Origin of the sequence: Serratia sp. NPDC078593, from assembly GCF_050268245.1 — a bacterium.
Taxonomy (GTDB): domain Bacteria; phylum Pseudomonadota; class Gammaproteobacteria; order Enterobacterales; family Enterobacteriaceae; genus JBNNGK01.
This window is the reverse complement of the sequence record NZ_JBNNGK010000013.1, coordinates 105,910-118,747: the sequence shown is the minus strand read 5'-3', so window position 1 is coordinate 118,747 and position 12,838 is coordinate 105,910. Positions and strand designations below refer to the sequence as shown.

General features: G+C 50.9%; 13 protein-coding genes. 10 read left to right on the top strand and 3 right to left on the bottom strand.

Annotated features, from left to right (window positions below; translation table 11 throughout):
* Positions 1 to 596: 596 nt before the first annotated feature.
* Positions 597 to 2,285, bottom strand: a complete 1,689-nt coding sequence (locus ACQKDS_RS15140) for an aspartate:alanine antiporter (RefSeq protein WP_399672207.1) — start codon at positions 2,283 to 2,285, stop codon at positions 597 to 599.
* 303 nt (positions 2,286 to 2,588) lie between these two features.
* Between ACQKDS_RS15140 and ACQKDS_RS15135 the strand changes: the two genes are divergently transcribed.
* Positions 2,589 to 2,981 (top strand): inner membrane protein YbjM, encoded by a 393-nt coding sequence (locus tag ACQKDS_RS15135; protein ID WP_399672205.1) that lies wholly within the window; start codon positions 2,589 to 2,591, stop codon positions 2,979 to 2,981.
* Between the two features lie 267 nt (positions 2,982 to 3,248).
* On the opposite strand, the gene ACQKDS_RS15130 is transcribed toward ACQKDS_RS15135, so the two are convergent.
* On the bottom strand, positions 3,249 to 3,512 hold the full coding sequence (locus tag ACQKDS_RS15130; RefSeq protein WP_105230480.1) for a GrxA family glutaredoxin: 264 nt from the start codon (positions 3,510 to 3,512) through the stop codon (positions 3,249 to 3,251).
* Positions 3,513 to 3,750: 238 nt separating this feature from the next.
* Here ACQKDS_RS15130 and ACQKDS_RS15125 point away from each other — a divergent pair, with 238 nt between their 5' ends.
* The 9 genes from ACQKDS_RS15125 (at position 3,751) to rlmC (ending at position 12,021) form a co-directional block, all read left to right on the top strand.
* Positions 3,751 to 4,053, top strand: a complete 303-nt coding sequence (locus ACQKDS_RS15125) for a YbjC family protein (RefSeq protein ID WP_399672203.1) — start codon at positions 3,751 to 3,753, stop codon at positions 4,051 to 4,053.
* 41 nt (positions 4,054 to 4,094) lie between these two features.
* Positions 4,095 to 4,997: a 30S ribosomal protein S6--L-glutamate ligase gene (gene rimK / locus ACQKDS_RS15120; RefSeq protein WP_399672221.1), complete on the top strand. Its 903-nt coding sequence runs from the start codon at positions 4,095 to 4,097 to the stop codon at positions 4,995 to 4,997.
* Between the two features lie 171 nt (positions 4,998 to 5,168).
* On the top strand, positions 5,169 to 5,648 hold the full coding sequence (locus tag ACQKDS_RS15115) for a YbjN domain-containing protein (RefSeq protein WP_399672201.1): 480 nt from the start codon (positions 5,169 to 5,171) through the stop codon (positions 5,646 to 5,648).
* Positions 5,649 to 6,040: 392 nt separating this feature from the next.
* The gene (gene potF / locus ACQKDS_RS15110) at positions 6,041 to 7,150 is read left to right on the top strand and encodes a spermidine/putrescine ABC transporter substrate-binding protein PotF (RefSeq protein WP_399672199.1); all 1,110 of its coding nucleotides are present in this window, start codon (positions 6,041 to 6,043) and stop codon (positions 7,148 to 7,150) included.
* A 128-nt stretch (positions 7,151 to 7,278) separates the two neighbouring features.
* On the top strand, positions 7,279 to 8,412 hold the full coding sequence (gene potG, locus ACQKDS_RS15105; protein WP_399672197.1) for a putrescine ABC transporter ATP-binding subunit PotG: 1,134 nt from the start codon (positions 7,279 to 7,281) through the stop codon (positions 8,410 to 8,412).
* A 23-nt stretch (positions 8,413 to 8,435) separates the two neighbouring features.
* Entirely contained in the window at positions 8,436 to 9,395 is a 960-nt protein-coding gene (gene potH / locus ACQKDS_RS15100) for a putrescine ABC transporter permease PotH (RefSeq protein WP_399672195.1), read from the top strand.
* Positions 9,392 to 10,237, top strand: a complete 846-nt coding sequence (gene potI, locus ACQKDS_RS15095) for a putrescine ABC transporter permease PotI (protein ID WP_399672193.1) — start codon at positions 9,392 to 9,394, stop codon at positions 10,235 to 10,237. Before potH ends, potI begins: the two co-directional genes overlap by 4 nt.
* Positions 10,238 to 10,337: 100 nt before the next feature.
* The gene (locus tag ACQKDS_RS15090; protein ID WP_399672191.1) at positions 10,338 to 10,820 is read left to right on the top strand and encodes a YbjO family protein; all 483 of its coding nucleotides are present in this window, start codon (positions 10,338 to 10,340) and stop codon (positions 10,818 to 10,820) included.
* 67 nt (positions 10,821 to 10,887) lie between these two features.
* Positions 10,888 to 12,021 carry a 23S rRNA (uracil(747)-C(5))-methyltransferase RlmC gene (rlmC, locus tag ACQKDS_RS15085; RefSeq protein ID WP_399672189.1) on the top strand — a complete coding sequence of 378 codons (1,134 nt, stop codon included), beginning with the start codon at positions 10,888 to 10,890 and terminating at the stop codon, positions 12,019 to 12,021.
* 52 nt (positions 12,022 to 12,073) lie between these two features.
* Here the strand turns inward: rlmC and artJ are convergent, their stop codons facing one another.
* A complete protein-coding gene (gene artJ / locus ACQKDS_RS15080; RefSeq protein ID WP_399672187.1) occupies positions 12,074 to 12,808 on the bottom strand; it encodes an arginine ABC transporter substrate-binding protein in 735 nt (244 codons plus the stop codon).
* Positions 12,809 to 12,838 lie beyond the last annotated feature (30 nt).

The window sequence follows — 12,838 nt, the reverse complement described above, 5'->3', positions numbered from 1 at the left end:
CGGTTGGCAATGAGTCGTTTTATTATCGAGTTCGGTGACCGCTTAGACGGTCATCTTTAATACGTTGGCAGTTACACAGAATTATGGACAGGCTCGTATTTATCTCGCCTCATACATTGAAAACACGCGATGTTTGCATGCTGATTATCCCGCATTCGATAAGCTGAATCCCATCAATATTGTTCAATTTCTATCAATCACATTCAATTGATTTACCTATATTATGATTTTGCTCTATGCATTTCTGTGCTGAGGCATATTACATGCTCTGCAATCACATCATAGACAGACTAACTCAATCAAACGGGTGACGCTGCCGTCAACCGTTACCGACCAACATAATTGGCTCGCAGGGCAAGCCTCATCACGGTGGTTGAGGCGATAGGGCGGGAACATTTTGTTCAGCAGTGTGCTTTTCAGGCAACAAAAAACCCGATAATCTTGAACCTAAAAGGCGGGATTATCGGGCTCCACAAAATGGGGACATCAAAGAAAAGCAGTGGCATTAATTAAGACTATTGACCCATCGAAAAGTTCTGCTTGATGATAAAAATTATCAAAATATTTTGTCCTAACGCATTTATGTTGTTTCACTGTCAGCCGGCTATCCCCGGCCACAGCACCACGATGAGTGAGCCAGCCAAGGTTAACAATACGTTAGCAATAGCATAGGTGCCGGCGTAACCAAGAGCAGGGATGTTACTGCGCGCGGTATCGCTGATGATTTCCATTGCTGGGGCGCAAGTACGTGCACCCATAATGGCACCAAACAGTAATGCACGGTTCATGCGCAACACATAAGCACCAAACAGGAAACAAATCACTACGGGCACCAGGCTGACGATCAGGCCAGAAATCAACATTTGCCCACCCACAGCACCCAGACCGTGGTCAATACCTGCACCTGCACTTAACCCGACTCCCGCCATAAATACCATTAAGCCAAACTCTTTCACCATATTCAGCGCGCCTTGCGGGATATAGCCAAAGGTTGGATGGTTAGCTCGCAGGAATCCCAGCATGATGCCGGACATTAATAGCCCGGCAGCATTGCCGATACCAAATGAGAAGTTGCTGAACTGAATGGTAATTTGGCCGATTAACAGACCGATAATGAAGAAGGCGCAGAATGCCAACAGATCGGTGACTTGGCTATGAATCGAGATAAAGCCGATTTTTTCTGCCACACTTTTTACGCGGCGAGCATCACCACTGACCTGTAACACATCACCTTTGTTCAATACGATGCTGTCATCGATCGGCATTTCAATCTGGCTACGGATAACACGGTTCAGGAAGCAACCGTGATCGGTCAGTTTGAGTTGGCTAAGGCGCTTGCCGACCGCATTACTGTTCTTTACCACGATCTCTTCGGTGACGATGCGCATATCGAGCAGGTCGCGGTCGAACACTTCTTTTCCGTTACGGAAGCTAGGATCCAGACGTGCATGGGCATCGGGATAACCCACTAATGAAATCTCATCCCCGACCTGCAGTACCGCGTCGCCATCTGGGTTAGCCAGAATGCCGTTACGACGGATACGTTCAATATAGCAACCCGTTTGACGGTAAATGCCCAGCTCACGCAGGTTCTTACCATCGGCCCATGCCACCAGCTCTGGGCCGACACGATACGCACGGATCACCGGTAAATACACTTTGCGCTGGCTGTCGGTATCAAGGCCACGTTCGCGCGCAATCTGTTGAGCAGACGTTGGCAGATCCTGGTGCTGCAATTTGGGCAGATAGCGGGCGCCGAAAATCAGACTGACCAGCCCTATCAGGTAAGTCAGGGCATAGCCCAAGCTAAGATGATCTTGTGCAGACAATAACGCCGGACCATTGGTAATGGTGTGGCGCAGGGTGTCACCCGCACCGACTAAAACCGGCGTAGAGGTCATCGACCCCGCGAGCATACCGGCGGTTAGCCCAATATCCCAACGGAATAGCTTGCCGAGGCCAATCGCGATCACCATGGCGGATCCCACCATGACTAACGCTAACATCAGATAATTTTTGCCATCGCGGAAGAAAATGGAGAAAAAGTTTGGTCCGGCTTCAACCCCGACGCAGAAAATGAACAGCATAAAACCGAGATTTAGCGCTTCGGTGTTGATGGCGAAATGTTGTTGGCCTAGTAACAACGACACCACCAAAACGCCAATGGAATTACCGAGTTGCACGGAACCCAGGCGAAGTTTACCGAGGCAAAGCCCCAGAGCGAGTACCACAAACAGTAACAGAATGTAGTTACCGTTTAACAAACTAGCGACGTTTATGTTCACGGAGGATAACTTATTGTTTACCAGTAAGTGCTTGATACGGCTGATTATAAGATATAAATTCAGCCATAGAATATTTAGATAAAAACGATAAAAAAGCTAACCAGCGAAAGGTGATGCAATCCCTCGATCAGCGGCGCTTATTCTAGTCGCTCTGACGCAGGACAGCCAGCATAAAGCTGACATTGGCACGGTCATCGGCATTTTACTCTCTTTAACCAAGGAAAAAGTTTAGCTACGCGTGGTCATTATCGGCTGCGGGTGCCTATTTCTACGCTGTAGTATTATGAAAGGGAGAGTCAACGTATGGCTGGTTATCGTTATTGGGTCGGTATGACGAGTTGTTTCCTACTGTTCAGCTTGATCTTCCTGGCTGAGAAAAGTGGGGTGCTTGGTGGCTCAGATCATGAACATCACGGCGAAACTAGCTTACTGTTATTTATGATTCCCGGTTTTATCGCCAGCTATCTTTCCAACCGAAAACCACTACTTTGCCCGCTACTCGGTGCGCTTTATGCACTGCCAGTCTGTTTGTTAATTCGCCATGCTTGGTTGACGACGTCGCATTCCTTTTGGCAGGAGCTGGCGTATGTAACCAGTACGGTATTCTGGTGTGTGCTTGGCGCGATGTTATTTTTAGTTACGCGGGCGTTACTGCAGGGAGCACTGCGTCGTCATCGTGACGGCCAGCGGCATTAAAAATCGCCATAAGCATCATGCTTATCAGTGAACGCTTTTTATCGGGTATAACGGTTTTTCGCTCGTTATTCAACGTGTTACATCAGGCATGTGTTAGACGTCGATCGAAAACAGGGGCGAAAGTATGCGCGCTGGCAATGACCCGACGCAATGTTAGATAGGAAACGCATTCCTGAGAGGGGAATGGGGCCAGGCAGGTGTGGCAAACAATATACAATGCCGCTCAAGTATCACTGAACGGCATGTTGCCATAGGTGGTAGTAACCCTTATTGGAACAGATTCAGGTTTTCTTTGGCGTAGGCTTCAAATTCAGTGCAGCCGCCAATATGTTGTTGATCCAAGAAGATTTGTGGCACGGTTTCAACGGGTTTACCGACGGTTTTTTCCAGATCGGCTTTAGTGATCCCTTCAGCATGGATATCTACATAACGGAAGTTGAAGTCGTCGCGCTCTTCAGTCAGTTTTTCTGCCAATTCTTTAGCACGGACACAATAAGGACAGCCCGGACGCCCGAAGATTACTGCAAACATGAAATACTCCTCGTTTATTCAATATGTTATCACTGCTGTAACGACATCCCGTCAGTCAAAAAAGACTTCAGTCAACGCATCACTTCAGGTGCAATGGCGGTTACTATGCCCGTTGACGGCGGCAAAAAAAAGCAGGATTTACCTGTTAATCTGATTTACGTCGCCTATTGGTTATGTCGCACTGTTGTCGGTATAGGGAATTCATTACACTGTGCCAGCACAAAATGGAGATGAAAATATGCGTTCATTCGGTGAGTTACCGCGCCCCGTGTTGGTGCTGGAAGGGCTGGGGATAGTGCTGCTGGTGCTGGCGTACTTAAGCATTCATGACTATGTTCAGTTACCCGGGTGGCTGGCGTCGCGAAATGCGGCGGTGGGAATGATTTTTCTCGGGGTGGGGCTTATGGTGCCGGCTGCTGCGTTTCTGGTTTGGCGAGTCGTACACGGGGTTGGACCGTTGATGCATGGCGGCTTGCCACCGGAGAACGACCGGCGCGAAGCCGCGTCGAAAGAGAAACATAAAGGCGAGCCGCGCGATTAAACGTCGAGTTGTTCGGCAATTGCCGGTTCAGGGGTGATATGTTGAGAATTGCCATTCTTTCGCGTGATGGATCTCTGTACTCATGCCGGCGTCTGCGTCTGGCCGCCGAAGCGCGTGGGCACCAGATTGATGTGATTGATCCCCTCTCTTGCTATATGAATATCAATCCGGCCGCACCGACTATCCATTATCGTGGCCAGCAGTTAGATCGCTACGATGCGGTCATCCCTCGTATTGGTTCGGCGATAACTTTTTATGGTACGGCGGTGTTACGCCAGTTTGAGTTACTCGGAAGTTATCCACTGAATGAATCCGTTGCTATTACGCGAGCCCGCGATAAGTTGCGATCGCTGCAGCTGTTGGCGCGGCAGGGCATTGATTTACCGATTACGGGGTTTGCACATTCTCCAGACGATACTGGCGACTTGATAGCCCTAGTGGGCGGTGCACCGCTGGTGGTGAAGTTGTTGGAAGGTACGCAGGGAATTGGTGTGGTGCTGGCGGAAACGCGCCAGGCAGCAGAAAGTGTGATTGAGGCGTTCCGCGGGTTGAATGCACATATTCTAGTACAAGAATATATTCGCGAAGCGCAGTGTTGTGATATCCGTTGCTTCGTCATCGGTGGGCGCGTGGTGGCAGCCATTGAACGACAGGCTAAAGCGGGGGAGTTCCGTTCTAATCTGCATCGTGGCGGGCACGCTAGCAAAGTACATATCACGGCGAAAGAGCGGGCCATCGCGGTGAAAGCGGCGGCCGCGTTGGGGCTTGACGTGGCGGGGGTGGACATTTTGCGTGCCGAACGTGGCCCGTTGGTGATGGAGGTTAATGCCTCTCCGGGGTTAGAAGGCGTAGAAACCACCACCGGGTTAGATATTGCCAACATGATGATTGAATTTATCGAAAGGCGTGGTCGGCCGGGATTTCGTTTTAAATCAGGTGGATAACAAAGGTTTGGCAGCGTGAGGATTTCCCCATTTGTTTGCGGCGCGGTAACTTTTTCTCATCAATCATGATCACATTAGTGAATTTAGCTGGATTGATCGTGGCATCGCGGGTGAATATTCCGTAAGCTATGCGCCATTTCGTGTTTTTGAACATTGTGAGGCTGGTACCGTATGGATTCACTCATCGTCCCTGATTTGGCGTTATTACGACGTTGGATGGATCAGTTGGGCATCTCATTTTTTGAATGTGATTCCTGTCAGGCGCTCCATTTGCCGCATATGCAAAATTTTGACGGTGTGTTCGATGCCAAGATCGATCTGGTGGATGATGTGATCCTGTTTTCCGCTTTGGCCGAAGTGAAACCGACTGCGCTCATTCCTTTGGTAGCCGATCTCAGCCAGATCAATGCCAGTTCATTGACCATTAAAGCCTTCGTCGACGTGCAGGACGACAATTTGCCGAAGCTGATAGTGTGTCAGGCATTGAGTATTGCCGTCGGTATTACGCTTGAGCAGTTTGCCCACTTCATGCAGCAAGGCGAAGAACAGATTTCGATGGTGATCCTCGAGGCCAGAGCCAACGATCTGCTATTTATGGGCGACGAAGAAGAAAACCGCACGGTCACTGCTGGCCAGCCGATGCTGCATTGATCTTTCAGAGCTGATGCATGCCGCTCTAGCCGCGGTATGCTACTACGATTTCCTTCCACCACCACTTATTCTGCTTTTCCCCGTCACCACCAGATAATTCTCGCTGTTTATGTCATTAATGGTCGATCAATAGCGACATAACTGCATAAAAAATCGATAAAAGGCGTTTTTTACTCTGGCGTATGGTGCGAATCATTTACAGCGACTATGCTGCTGACTCAGCCAAACGTGCGTGACTTCCCACATAAGTACGCAGCTTGGTCGAGAAAAAGTGTATTACATCAATCGCATGGCCATGCAAATTAACTCGCGACGATCGCGCTCAGACAACAACGGTTTTGTATCATGTGAAGATACAAATGCACTCCCCTTTATTTTGGAGGACGTTACGGATGGTTACCCAACGTAAAAAATGGTTATCGGGTGTGGTTGCAGGTTTATTGATGGCAGCCAGCGTCACCGCATCGGCGGATGAAAAAACGCTGCACGTCTATAACTGGTCCGACTATATTGCGCCGGATACCTTAGCCAAATTCCAAAAAGAAACCGGCATTAAGGTGGTGTACGACGTTTTCGATTCCAACGAAGTGTTGGAAGGGAAGTTAATGGCAGGCAGCACCGGTTTTGATCTGGTGGTGCCATCGGCCAGCTTCCTTGAACGCCAATTGTCAGCGGGGGTGTTCCAGCCGCTCGATAAAAGCCAACTCCCTAACGTTAAAAACCTCGATCCGGCGCTGTTGAAACTGGTTGCCAAGCACGACCCGGAAAATAAATACGCTATCCCTTACCTGTGGGCGACCACCGGCATTGGGTATAACGTCGATAAGGTCAAGGCCGCGTTGGGCAGCGATGCTCCCGTCAACAGTTGGGATTTGGTGTTAAAACCGGAAAACCTCGAGAAGTTGAAAAGCTGTGGTGTGTCTTTCCTGGATGCACCGAGTGAAATTTTTGCGACCGTGCTGAACTACCTTGGTAAGGATCCGAACAGCACTGACGCCAAAGATTACACGGGTTCGGCGACGGACTTACTTTTGACGTTGCGCCCGAACATTCGTTATTTCCACTCTTCGCAATACATCAACGATTTGGCTAACGGCGACATTTGTGTTGTGGTCGGTTGGGCAGGGGATGTGATGCAGGCGGCCAACCGTGCGACAGAGGCCAAGAATGGCGTACACGTGGCTTACAGTATTCCCAAAGAGGGGGCGTTGGCCTTTTTCGACGTGTTCGCCATGCCAGCCGATGCAAAAAACAGGGAGGAAGCTTACCAATTTCTAAACTTCCTGATGAAACCTGAAATTATTGCTGACATCAGCAACCACGTGTATTACGCCAACGGCAATGCTGCCGCTACGCCGCTAGTCAATGCCGATGTGCGCGACAACCCGGGTATTTATCCGCCCGCAGAGGTACGTGCCAAGATGTTTACGCTTAAGGTACAGGAGCCGAAGATTGACCGCGTCATAACGCGCGCTTGGACTAGAGTTAAAAGCGGAAAGTGATGAGGGAGCGGTTTCCTATCGACAATAGAGTGTGATTAGCAGGCGGTTGGCTCCGCCTGCATCACCCTTTTCGTTCCATGGCGACTGCTGTGGTTATGCGTTAATCCTGGCACCGGAGAACTTCGCGATTGAACGACGCGCTCACTCGACCTCAAGCTAAAGTGCAGAAGGTTTTTACCCCTTTGCTGGAAATCCGTAATTTGAGCAAAAACTTCGACGGGCAAAACGCTGTCGAAGATGTGAATTTGACCATCTACAAAGGCGAGATTTTTGCGCTGCTGGGGCCTTCTGGCTGCGGGAAATCGACGCTGCTGCGTATGCTGGCCGGTTTTGAGCGGCCGACTCTGGGGCAGATTGTGCTCGATGGGCAAGATTTAGCGCTGGTGCCACCGTATCTGCGCCCCGTCAACATGATGTTTCAATCTTACGCGTTATTCCCTCATATGACGGTGGAGCAAAATATTGCGTTTGGTTTGAAGCACGACAAAATACCGCGCGCAGAGATCAATGCTCGCGTCAGCGAAATGCTCTCTCTGGTGCATATGCAGGAATATGCCAAGCGTAAACCGCATCAGCTTTCTGGCGGGCAGCGGCAGCGCGTCGCCTTGGCGCGTCGCCTGGCAAAGCGACCAAAATTGTTGTTGCTGGATGAGCCAATGGGGGCACTGGATAAAAAACTGCGCGATCGGATGCAGCTAGAAGTCGTCGATATTCTGGAGCGTGTCGGCGCTACCTGCGTGATGGTGACGCACGATCAGGAAGAAGCCATGACGATGGCGGGGCGTATCGCCATCATGAACCGTGGCAAGTTTGTACAAATCGGTGACCCAGAAGAAATTTATGAACATCCGAATAGCCGATTCAGCGCGGAATTCATTGGTTCGGTGAATCTGTTTGACTGCGTGCTACACGAACGTCAGCCAGATGCGCTGATCTTACAAAGTCCCGGCCTGCGCCATGCGCTTAAAGTTGATCCTGATGCCTCGGTACTAGAGGGTGTACCGATTCAGATCGCGCTGCGCCCAGAAAAAATCATGCTGTGCGAAGACGTGCCGCAAGACGGCTGTAACTTCGCGGTTGGCGAGGTGGTTCATATTGCTTATCTGGGCGATTTATCGATCTATCACGTAAAGCTACTGAGTGGTCAAACGATCAGCGCCCAATTGCAAAACGGCCACCGTTTTCGTAAAGGTATGCCGACCTGGGGCGATGAAGTCCGCCTATGCTGGGAAACCGATAGCTGTGTCGTGTTGACCGTGTAGCTGAGCCGCGAGGAAAAGCTGTTATGACAATGCTTCCTGATCGAAAGCCACCGGCACCTCAGGCGGTTGGTGTAGTGAGGGCGTTTATCCGTCGTCAGCAGATGGCGCATGGCCGCAAATGGGTGATTGCGCTACCGTATTTGTGGCTGGTCTTGCTGTTCTTACTGCCGTTTCTGATCGTGTTTAAGATCAGTCTGGCCGAAATGGCACGCGCCATCCCGCCGTATAGCGATCTGGTCAGTTGGGCTGATGGGCAGTTGCAGATTGCGCTTAATTTCGCTAATTATCTGCAATTAACCGACGATCCTCTGTATATCGATGCTTATTTGCAATCGTTACAGATTGCGACGGTCTCTACGTTATGTTGCCTGGCGATCGGCTATCCGTTGGCGTGGGCGGTGGCGCACAGTAAACCTTCAACCCGTAACATCCTGCTGCTGTTGGTTATCTTACCGTCTTGGACGTCATTTTTGATCCGCGTTTACGCATGGATGGGGATCTTAAAGAACAACGGTATTTTGAATAACTTTCTGCTATGGCTGGGCGTGATCGATCAACCGCTGGTGATCTTGCATACCAATCTGGCAGTGTATATCGGCATCGTCTATTCCTATCTGCCATTTATGGTTCTGCCCATTTATACCGCACTGACGAGATTAGATTATTCGCTGGTGGAGGCCTCATTGGATCTGGGCGCTCGTCCACTCAAGACCTTCTTTAGCGTGATAGTGCCTTTGACGCGAGGCGGGATTATTGCGGGTTCAATGTTGGTGTTTATTCCGGCGGTGGGGGAGTTCGTCATTCCTGAACTATTGGGTGGGCCAGACAGCATTATGATTGGCCGCGTGTTGTGGCAAGAGTTCTTTAATAACCGCGACTGGCCGGTGGCATCGGCGGTGGCTATCGTGATGTTGCTGCTGCTGATATTACCGATCCTTTGGTTCCATAAGCAGCAGAATAAAGAAATGGGAGGGCGGGTATGAATAATTTGCCGGTCGTGCGTTCGCCGTGGCGAAAGGTGATCTTGACCGTTGGTTTTACCTTTCTCTATGCGCCAATGTTGATGCTGGTGATCTACTCGTTCAATAGTTCCCGATTGGTGACCGTATGGGCTGGGTGGTCAACACGCTGGTATACCGCGTTATTCCATGATTCGGCGATGATGAGTGCGGTAGGTCTTAGCCTGACGATTGCCGCAGCATCGGCAACGGCAGCGGTCGTTCTTGGCACTCTCGCCGCGTTCGCCATGGTGCGTTTTGGCCGCTTTCGCGGTTCAACCGGTTTTGCTTTTATGTTGACGGCACCGCTGGTGATGCCGGATGTGATCATCGGGTTGTCGCTGCTGTTGCTGTTTGTCGCAATGGGGCATGCGTTTGGTTGGCCGTCGGAGCGTGGCATGCTGACGATTTGGCTGGCGCATGTGACCTTTTGTACGGCGTATGTTTCCGTGGTTGTGAGTGCTCGCCTGCGTGAACTGGATCATTCAATTGAAGAGGCGGCCATGGATTTGGGGGCCACACCGTTGAAAGTGTTCTTCGTGATTACCTTGCCGATGATCGCGCCGGCACTGCTTTCCGGCTGGCTGTTGGCATTTACACTGTCATTGGATGATCTGGTGATTGCCAGTTTTGTCTCCGGCCCCGGCTCGACCACCTTGCCTATGCTCGTTTTCTCTAGTGTGCGCATGGGGGTAAATCCGCAAATTAACGCCTTGGCCAGCTTGATTCTGTTAGTGGTAGGAATGATAGGGCTTGTCGCGTGGTGGTTGATGGCACGCTCGGAAAAACAGCGATCGCGCGATTTACAAAAGGCCGCACGTAGCTGATCGCGCATAAACCTGCTATTTTTTGCAATTATTATTATTGTGAATGGTTTTACTGACTTCAAATGCGGCCTGTTGGCGGTATTTGTCTGGAAACGCGGCTATGTCAGATAGGCTAAACAGCAGGCAGAAAACAACGGCGGGGCAACCTGCTGCGCCGGTGTCGGTGATGGTGGCTGGCACGGCAATGGTGGCGATTAAATGCATTAGCGTCCTATTACTCTTGGGCGAGCTGGGTTTTGCCGGCACACGTGAATTTGTCAGTACCAGCGCCGAGGCGTGGGATTCAACGCTGATCTTTCTCGCGGGTCTGCTGGTGTTGTGTGTACAGGTTTCCTGTGGTTTTGCCGTGATGCGAGGCCGCAACTGGGGGCGCTGGGGGTATCTTGCCTGCCAGGGCATCGTGGTCGGCTATCTATTGTTGGCGGCCATCGGCAATTTTTTACCAGAAGTTTTCATCCTTAACGGTGAAGGCCACAAACAAAAACTGCACACCTTACTGTTTGAAAGAATGCCCGATCTGGTGATTTTGACGTTACTGTTTCTGCCCGTTGCCAGCCGGCGCTACTTCGCGGCACAGCGCTGAGATTTTAGTGGGGCAGAATGCTAGAATCTGCGCCCTTCGTTGGTTTTTTTAATTTATGGTTGTTGTTATGCATTGCGCTTTGTATACGGCGGGCACCTGCCGTTCCTGTCAGTGGTTGGAAAAGCCTTACCCGCAGCAACTGGCTGACAAGCAGCAGCATCTGCAAGCGTTGCTGGCTGAGCACCCGGTTACACAGTGGTTACCGCCGGTGATGGGGGAGCAGAGCGCATTTCGCAATAAGGCTAAAATGGTCGTCAGTGGTAGCGTTGAGCGGCCGCTGTTGGGCATGTTACATCGTGATGGTACGCCAGTAGACTTATGTGATTGCCCGCTCTATCCCGCCAGTTTTGCACCGGTATTTGCCGTACTAAAAAATTTTATTGCCCGTGCGGGCTTAACCCCCTACAACGTGGCGCGCAAGCGTGGCGAGTTGAAATATCTGCTGCTGACCGAAAGCCGGTTTAATGACGGCATCATGTTACGTTTTGTTTTGCGTTCTGAAACCAAGCTGGCACAGTTACGCGCTGAGTTGCCTTGGTTGCAACAACGCTTACCGCAACTTAAGGTCATATCTGCCAATATTCAGCCTGTGCATATGGCCATTATGGAAGGAGAGCGAGAAATCCCCCTGACCGATCGGCAAGCGCTGGAGGAACGTTTTAATCAGGTGCCGCTGTACATTCGGCCGCAGAGTTTTTTCCAAACTAACCCGCAGGTCGCGGCCGATTTGTATGCAACCGCGCGCGATTGGGTGCATGAGCTGGGCATTGACAGCATGTGGGACCTATTTTGCGGCGTGGGGGGATTTGGTTTGCATTGCGCCAAGCCGTTAACCCGGCTCACCGGCATTGAAATCAGTGCTGAAGCTATCGCCTGCGCGCGCCAGTCAGCGGCGGTGCTGGGGTTGCAGCGGGTGGATTTTCGGGCGCTAGACTCCACCGATTTTGCCACCGGTGAGGGCGAGGTGCCGCAATTAGTGCTGATAAATCCGCCGCGCCGTGGTATCGGCAAACCCTTGTGTGATTACCTGCATCGCATGGCGCCGGACTTTATTCTGTATTCAAGCTGTAACGCGCAGAGTATGGCAAAAGACGTGTCTATGCTCGTAGATTATCGTATTGCGCGTGTTCAATTATTCGACATGTTCCCGCATACCGCGCACTATGAAGTGTTAACGCTGTTGGTACGGGAACCAAAATAGGCTCGGGGAGCCCGAGCCATGCCTAGTGACCCTTTGGCCACGCCGCTGCGTATTACTGCGGGAACCATTTATCATTAATGGCTTGATAGGTGTCGTCGGCCTTGATGGCATCCAACGCGGCGTTCAGCTTGGCCAGCAATGCGTCATTGCCAGGGCGTACCGCAATACCCAAACCGGTGCCGAAGTATTGCGCGTCGGTAATATGTTCCCCAACCGGTGCCAGAGTAGGATTGCTCTTTAGCCATTCGTTAACCACGGCTGTGTCACCGAATACCCCGTCCACGCGGCCGTTCTTTAACTCCAGAATGGCGTTCTGATAACTGTCGTAAGCCACGGTGTTAATCTCAGGATGTTTATCCTGCAGGTATTTTTGATGGGTAGTGCCGTTTTCCATACCGACTCTTTTGCCTTTCAACGCCTCCAGCGATCCGTATTTACCTTTTTGCGCAATAACAATGGCCGAGTTGGCGTAGTAGGGCTGGGTGAAGCTGACCTGTTTGCTGCGCTCCGGTGTGATATCCATACCGGAAATAACGGCATCATACTTTTTGAATTTCAGTGCGGCGATCAGACTATCAAAGCCTTGATTGGTAAACGTACACTCGGTTTGCATCTGTTTACACAACGCTTTCGCCAGATCGATATCAAATCCGACAATCTGGTTATTCGCATCCAGTGACTCGAAAGGCGGATAGGTAGCGGAAGAGGCGAAGCGAAGGGTGTCGGTGGCCTGTGCGTTGAAGGTGATACTGGCCAGTACCGTAGCGGCGAGCAATAGTTTTTTCATGCATAACTCCTGACTGAGTATTTGATTGTT

Coding starts and splice junctions, on each gene's coding strand:
- ACQKDS_RS15135 (WP_399672205.1), top strand. CDS start 2,589: ATGGCTGGTTATCGTTATTGGGTCGGTATGACGAGTTGTTTCCTACTG.
- ACQKDS_RS15130 (WP_105230480.1), bottom strand. CDS start 3,512: ATGTTTGCAGTAATCTTCGGGCGTCCGGGCTGTCCTTATTGTGTCCGT.
- ACQKDS_RS15125 (WP_399672203.1), top strand. CDS start 3,751: ATGCGTTCATTCGGTGAGTTACCGCGCCCCGTGTTGGTGCTGGAAGGG.
- ACQKDS_RS15115 (WP_399672201.1), top strand. CDS start 5,169: ATGGATTCACTCATCGTCCCTGATTTGGCGTTATTACGACGTTGGATG.
- potF (WP_399672199.1), top strand. CDS start 6,041: ATGGTTACCCAACGTAAAAAATGGTTATCGGGTGTGGTTGCAGGTTTA.
- potH (WP_399672195.1), top strand. CDS start 8,436: ATGACAATGCTTCCTGATCGAAAGCCACCGGCACCTCAGGCGGTTGGT.
- potI (WP_399672193.1), top strand. CDS start 9,392: ATGAATAATTTGCCGGTCGTGCGTTCGCCGTGGCGAAAGGTGATCTTG.
- ACQKDS_RS15090 (WP_399672191.1), top strand. CDS start 10,338: ATGTCAGATAGGCTAAACAGCAGGCAGAAAACAACGGCGGGGCAACCT.
- rlmC (WP_399672189.1), top strand. CDS start 10,888: ATGCATTGCGCTTTGTATACGGCGGGCACCTGCCGTTCCTGTCAGTGG.
- artJ (WP_399672187.1), bottom strand. CDS start 12,808: ATGAAAAAACTATTGCTCGCCGCTACGGTACTGGCCAGTATCACCTTC.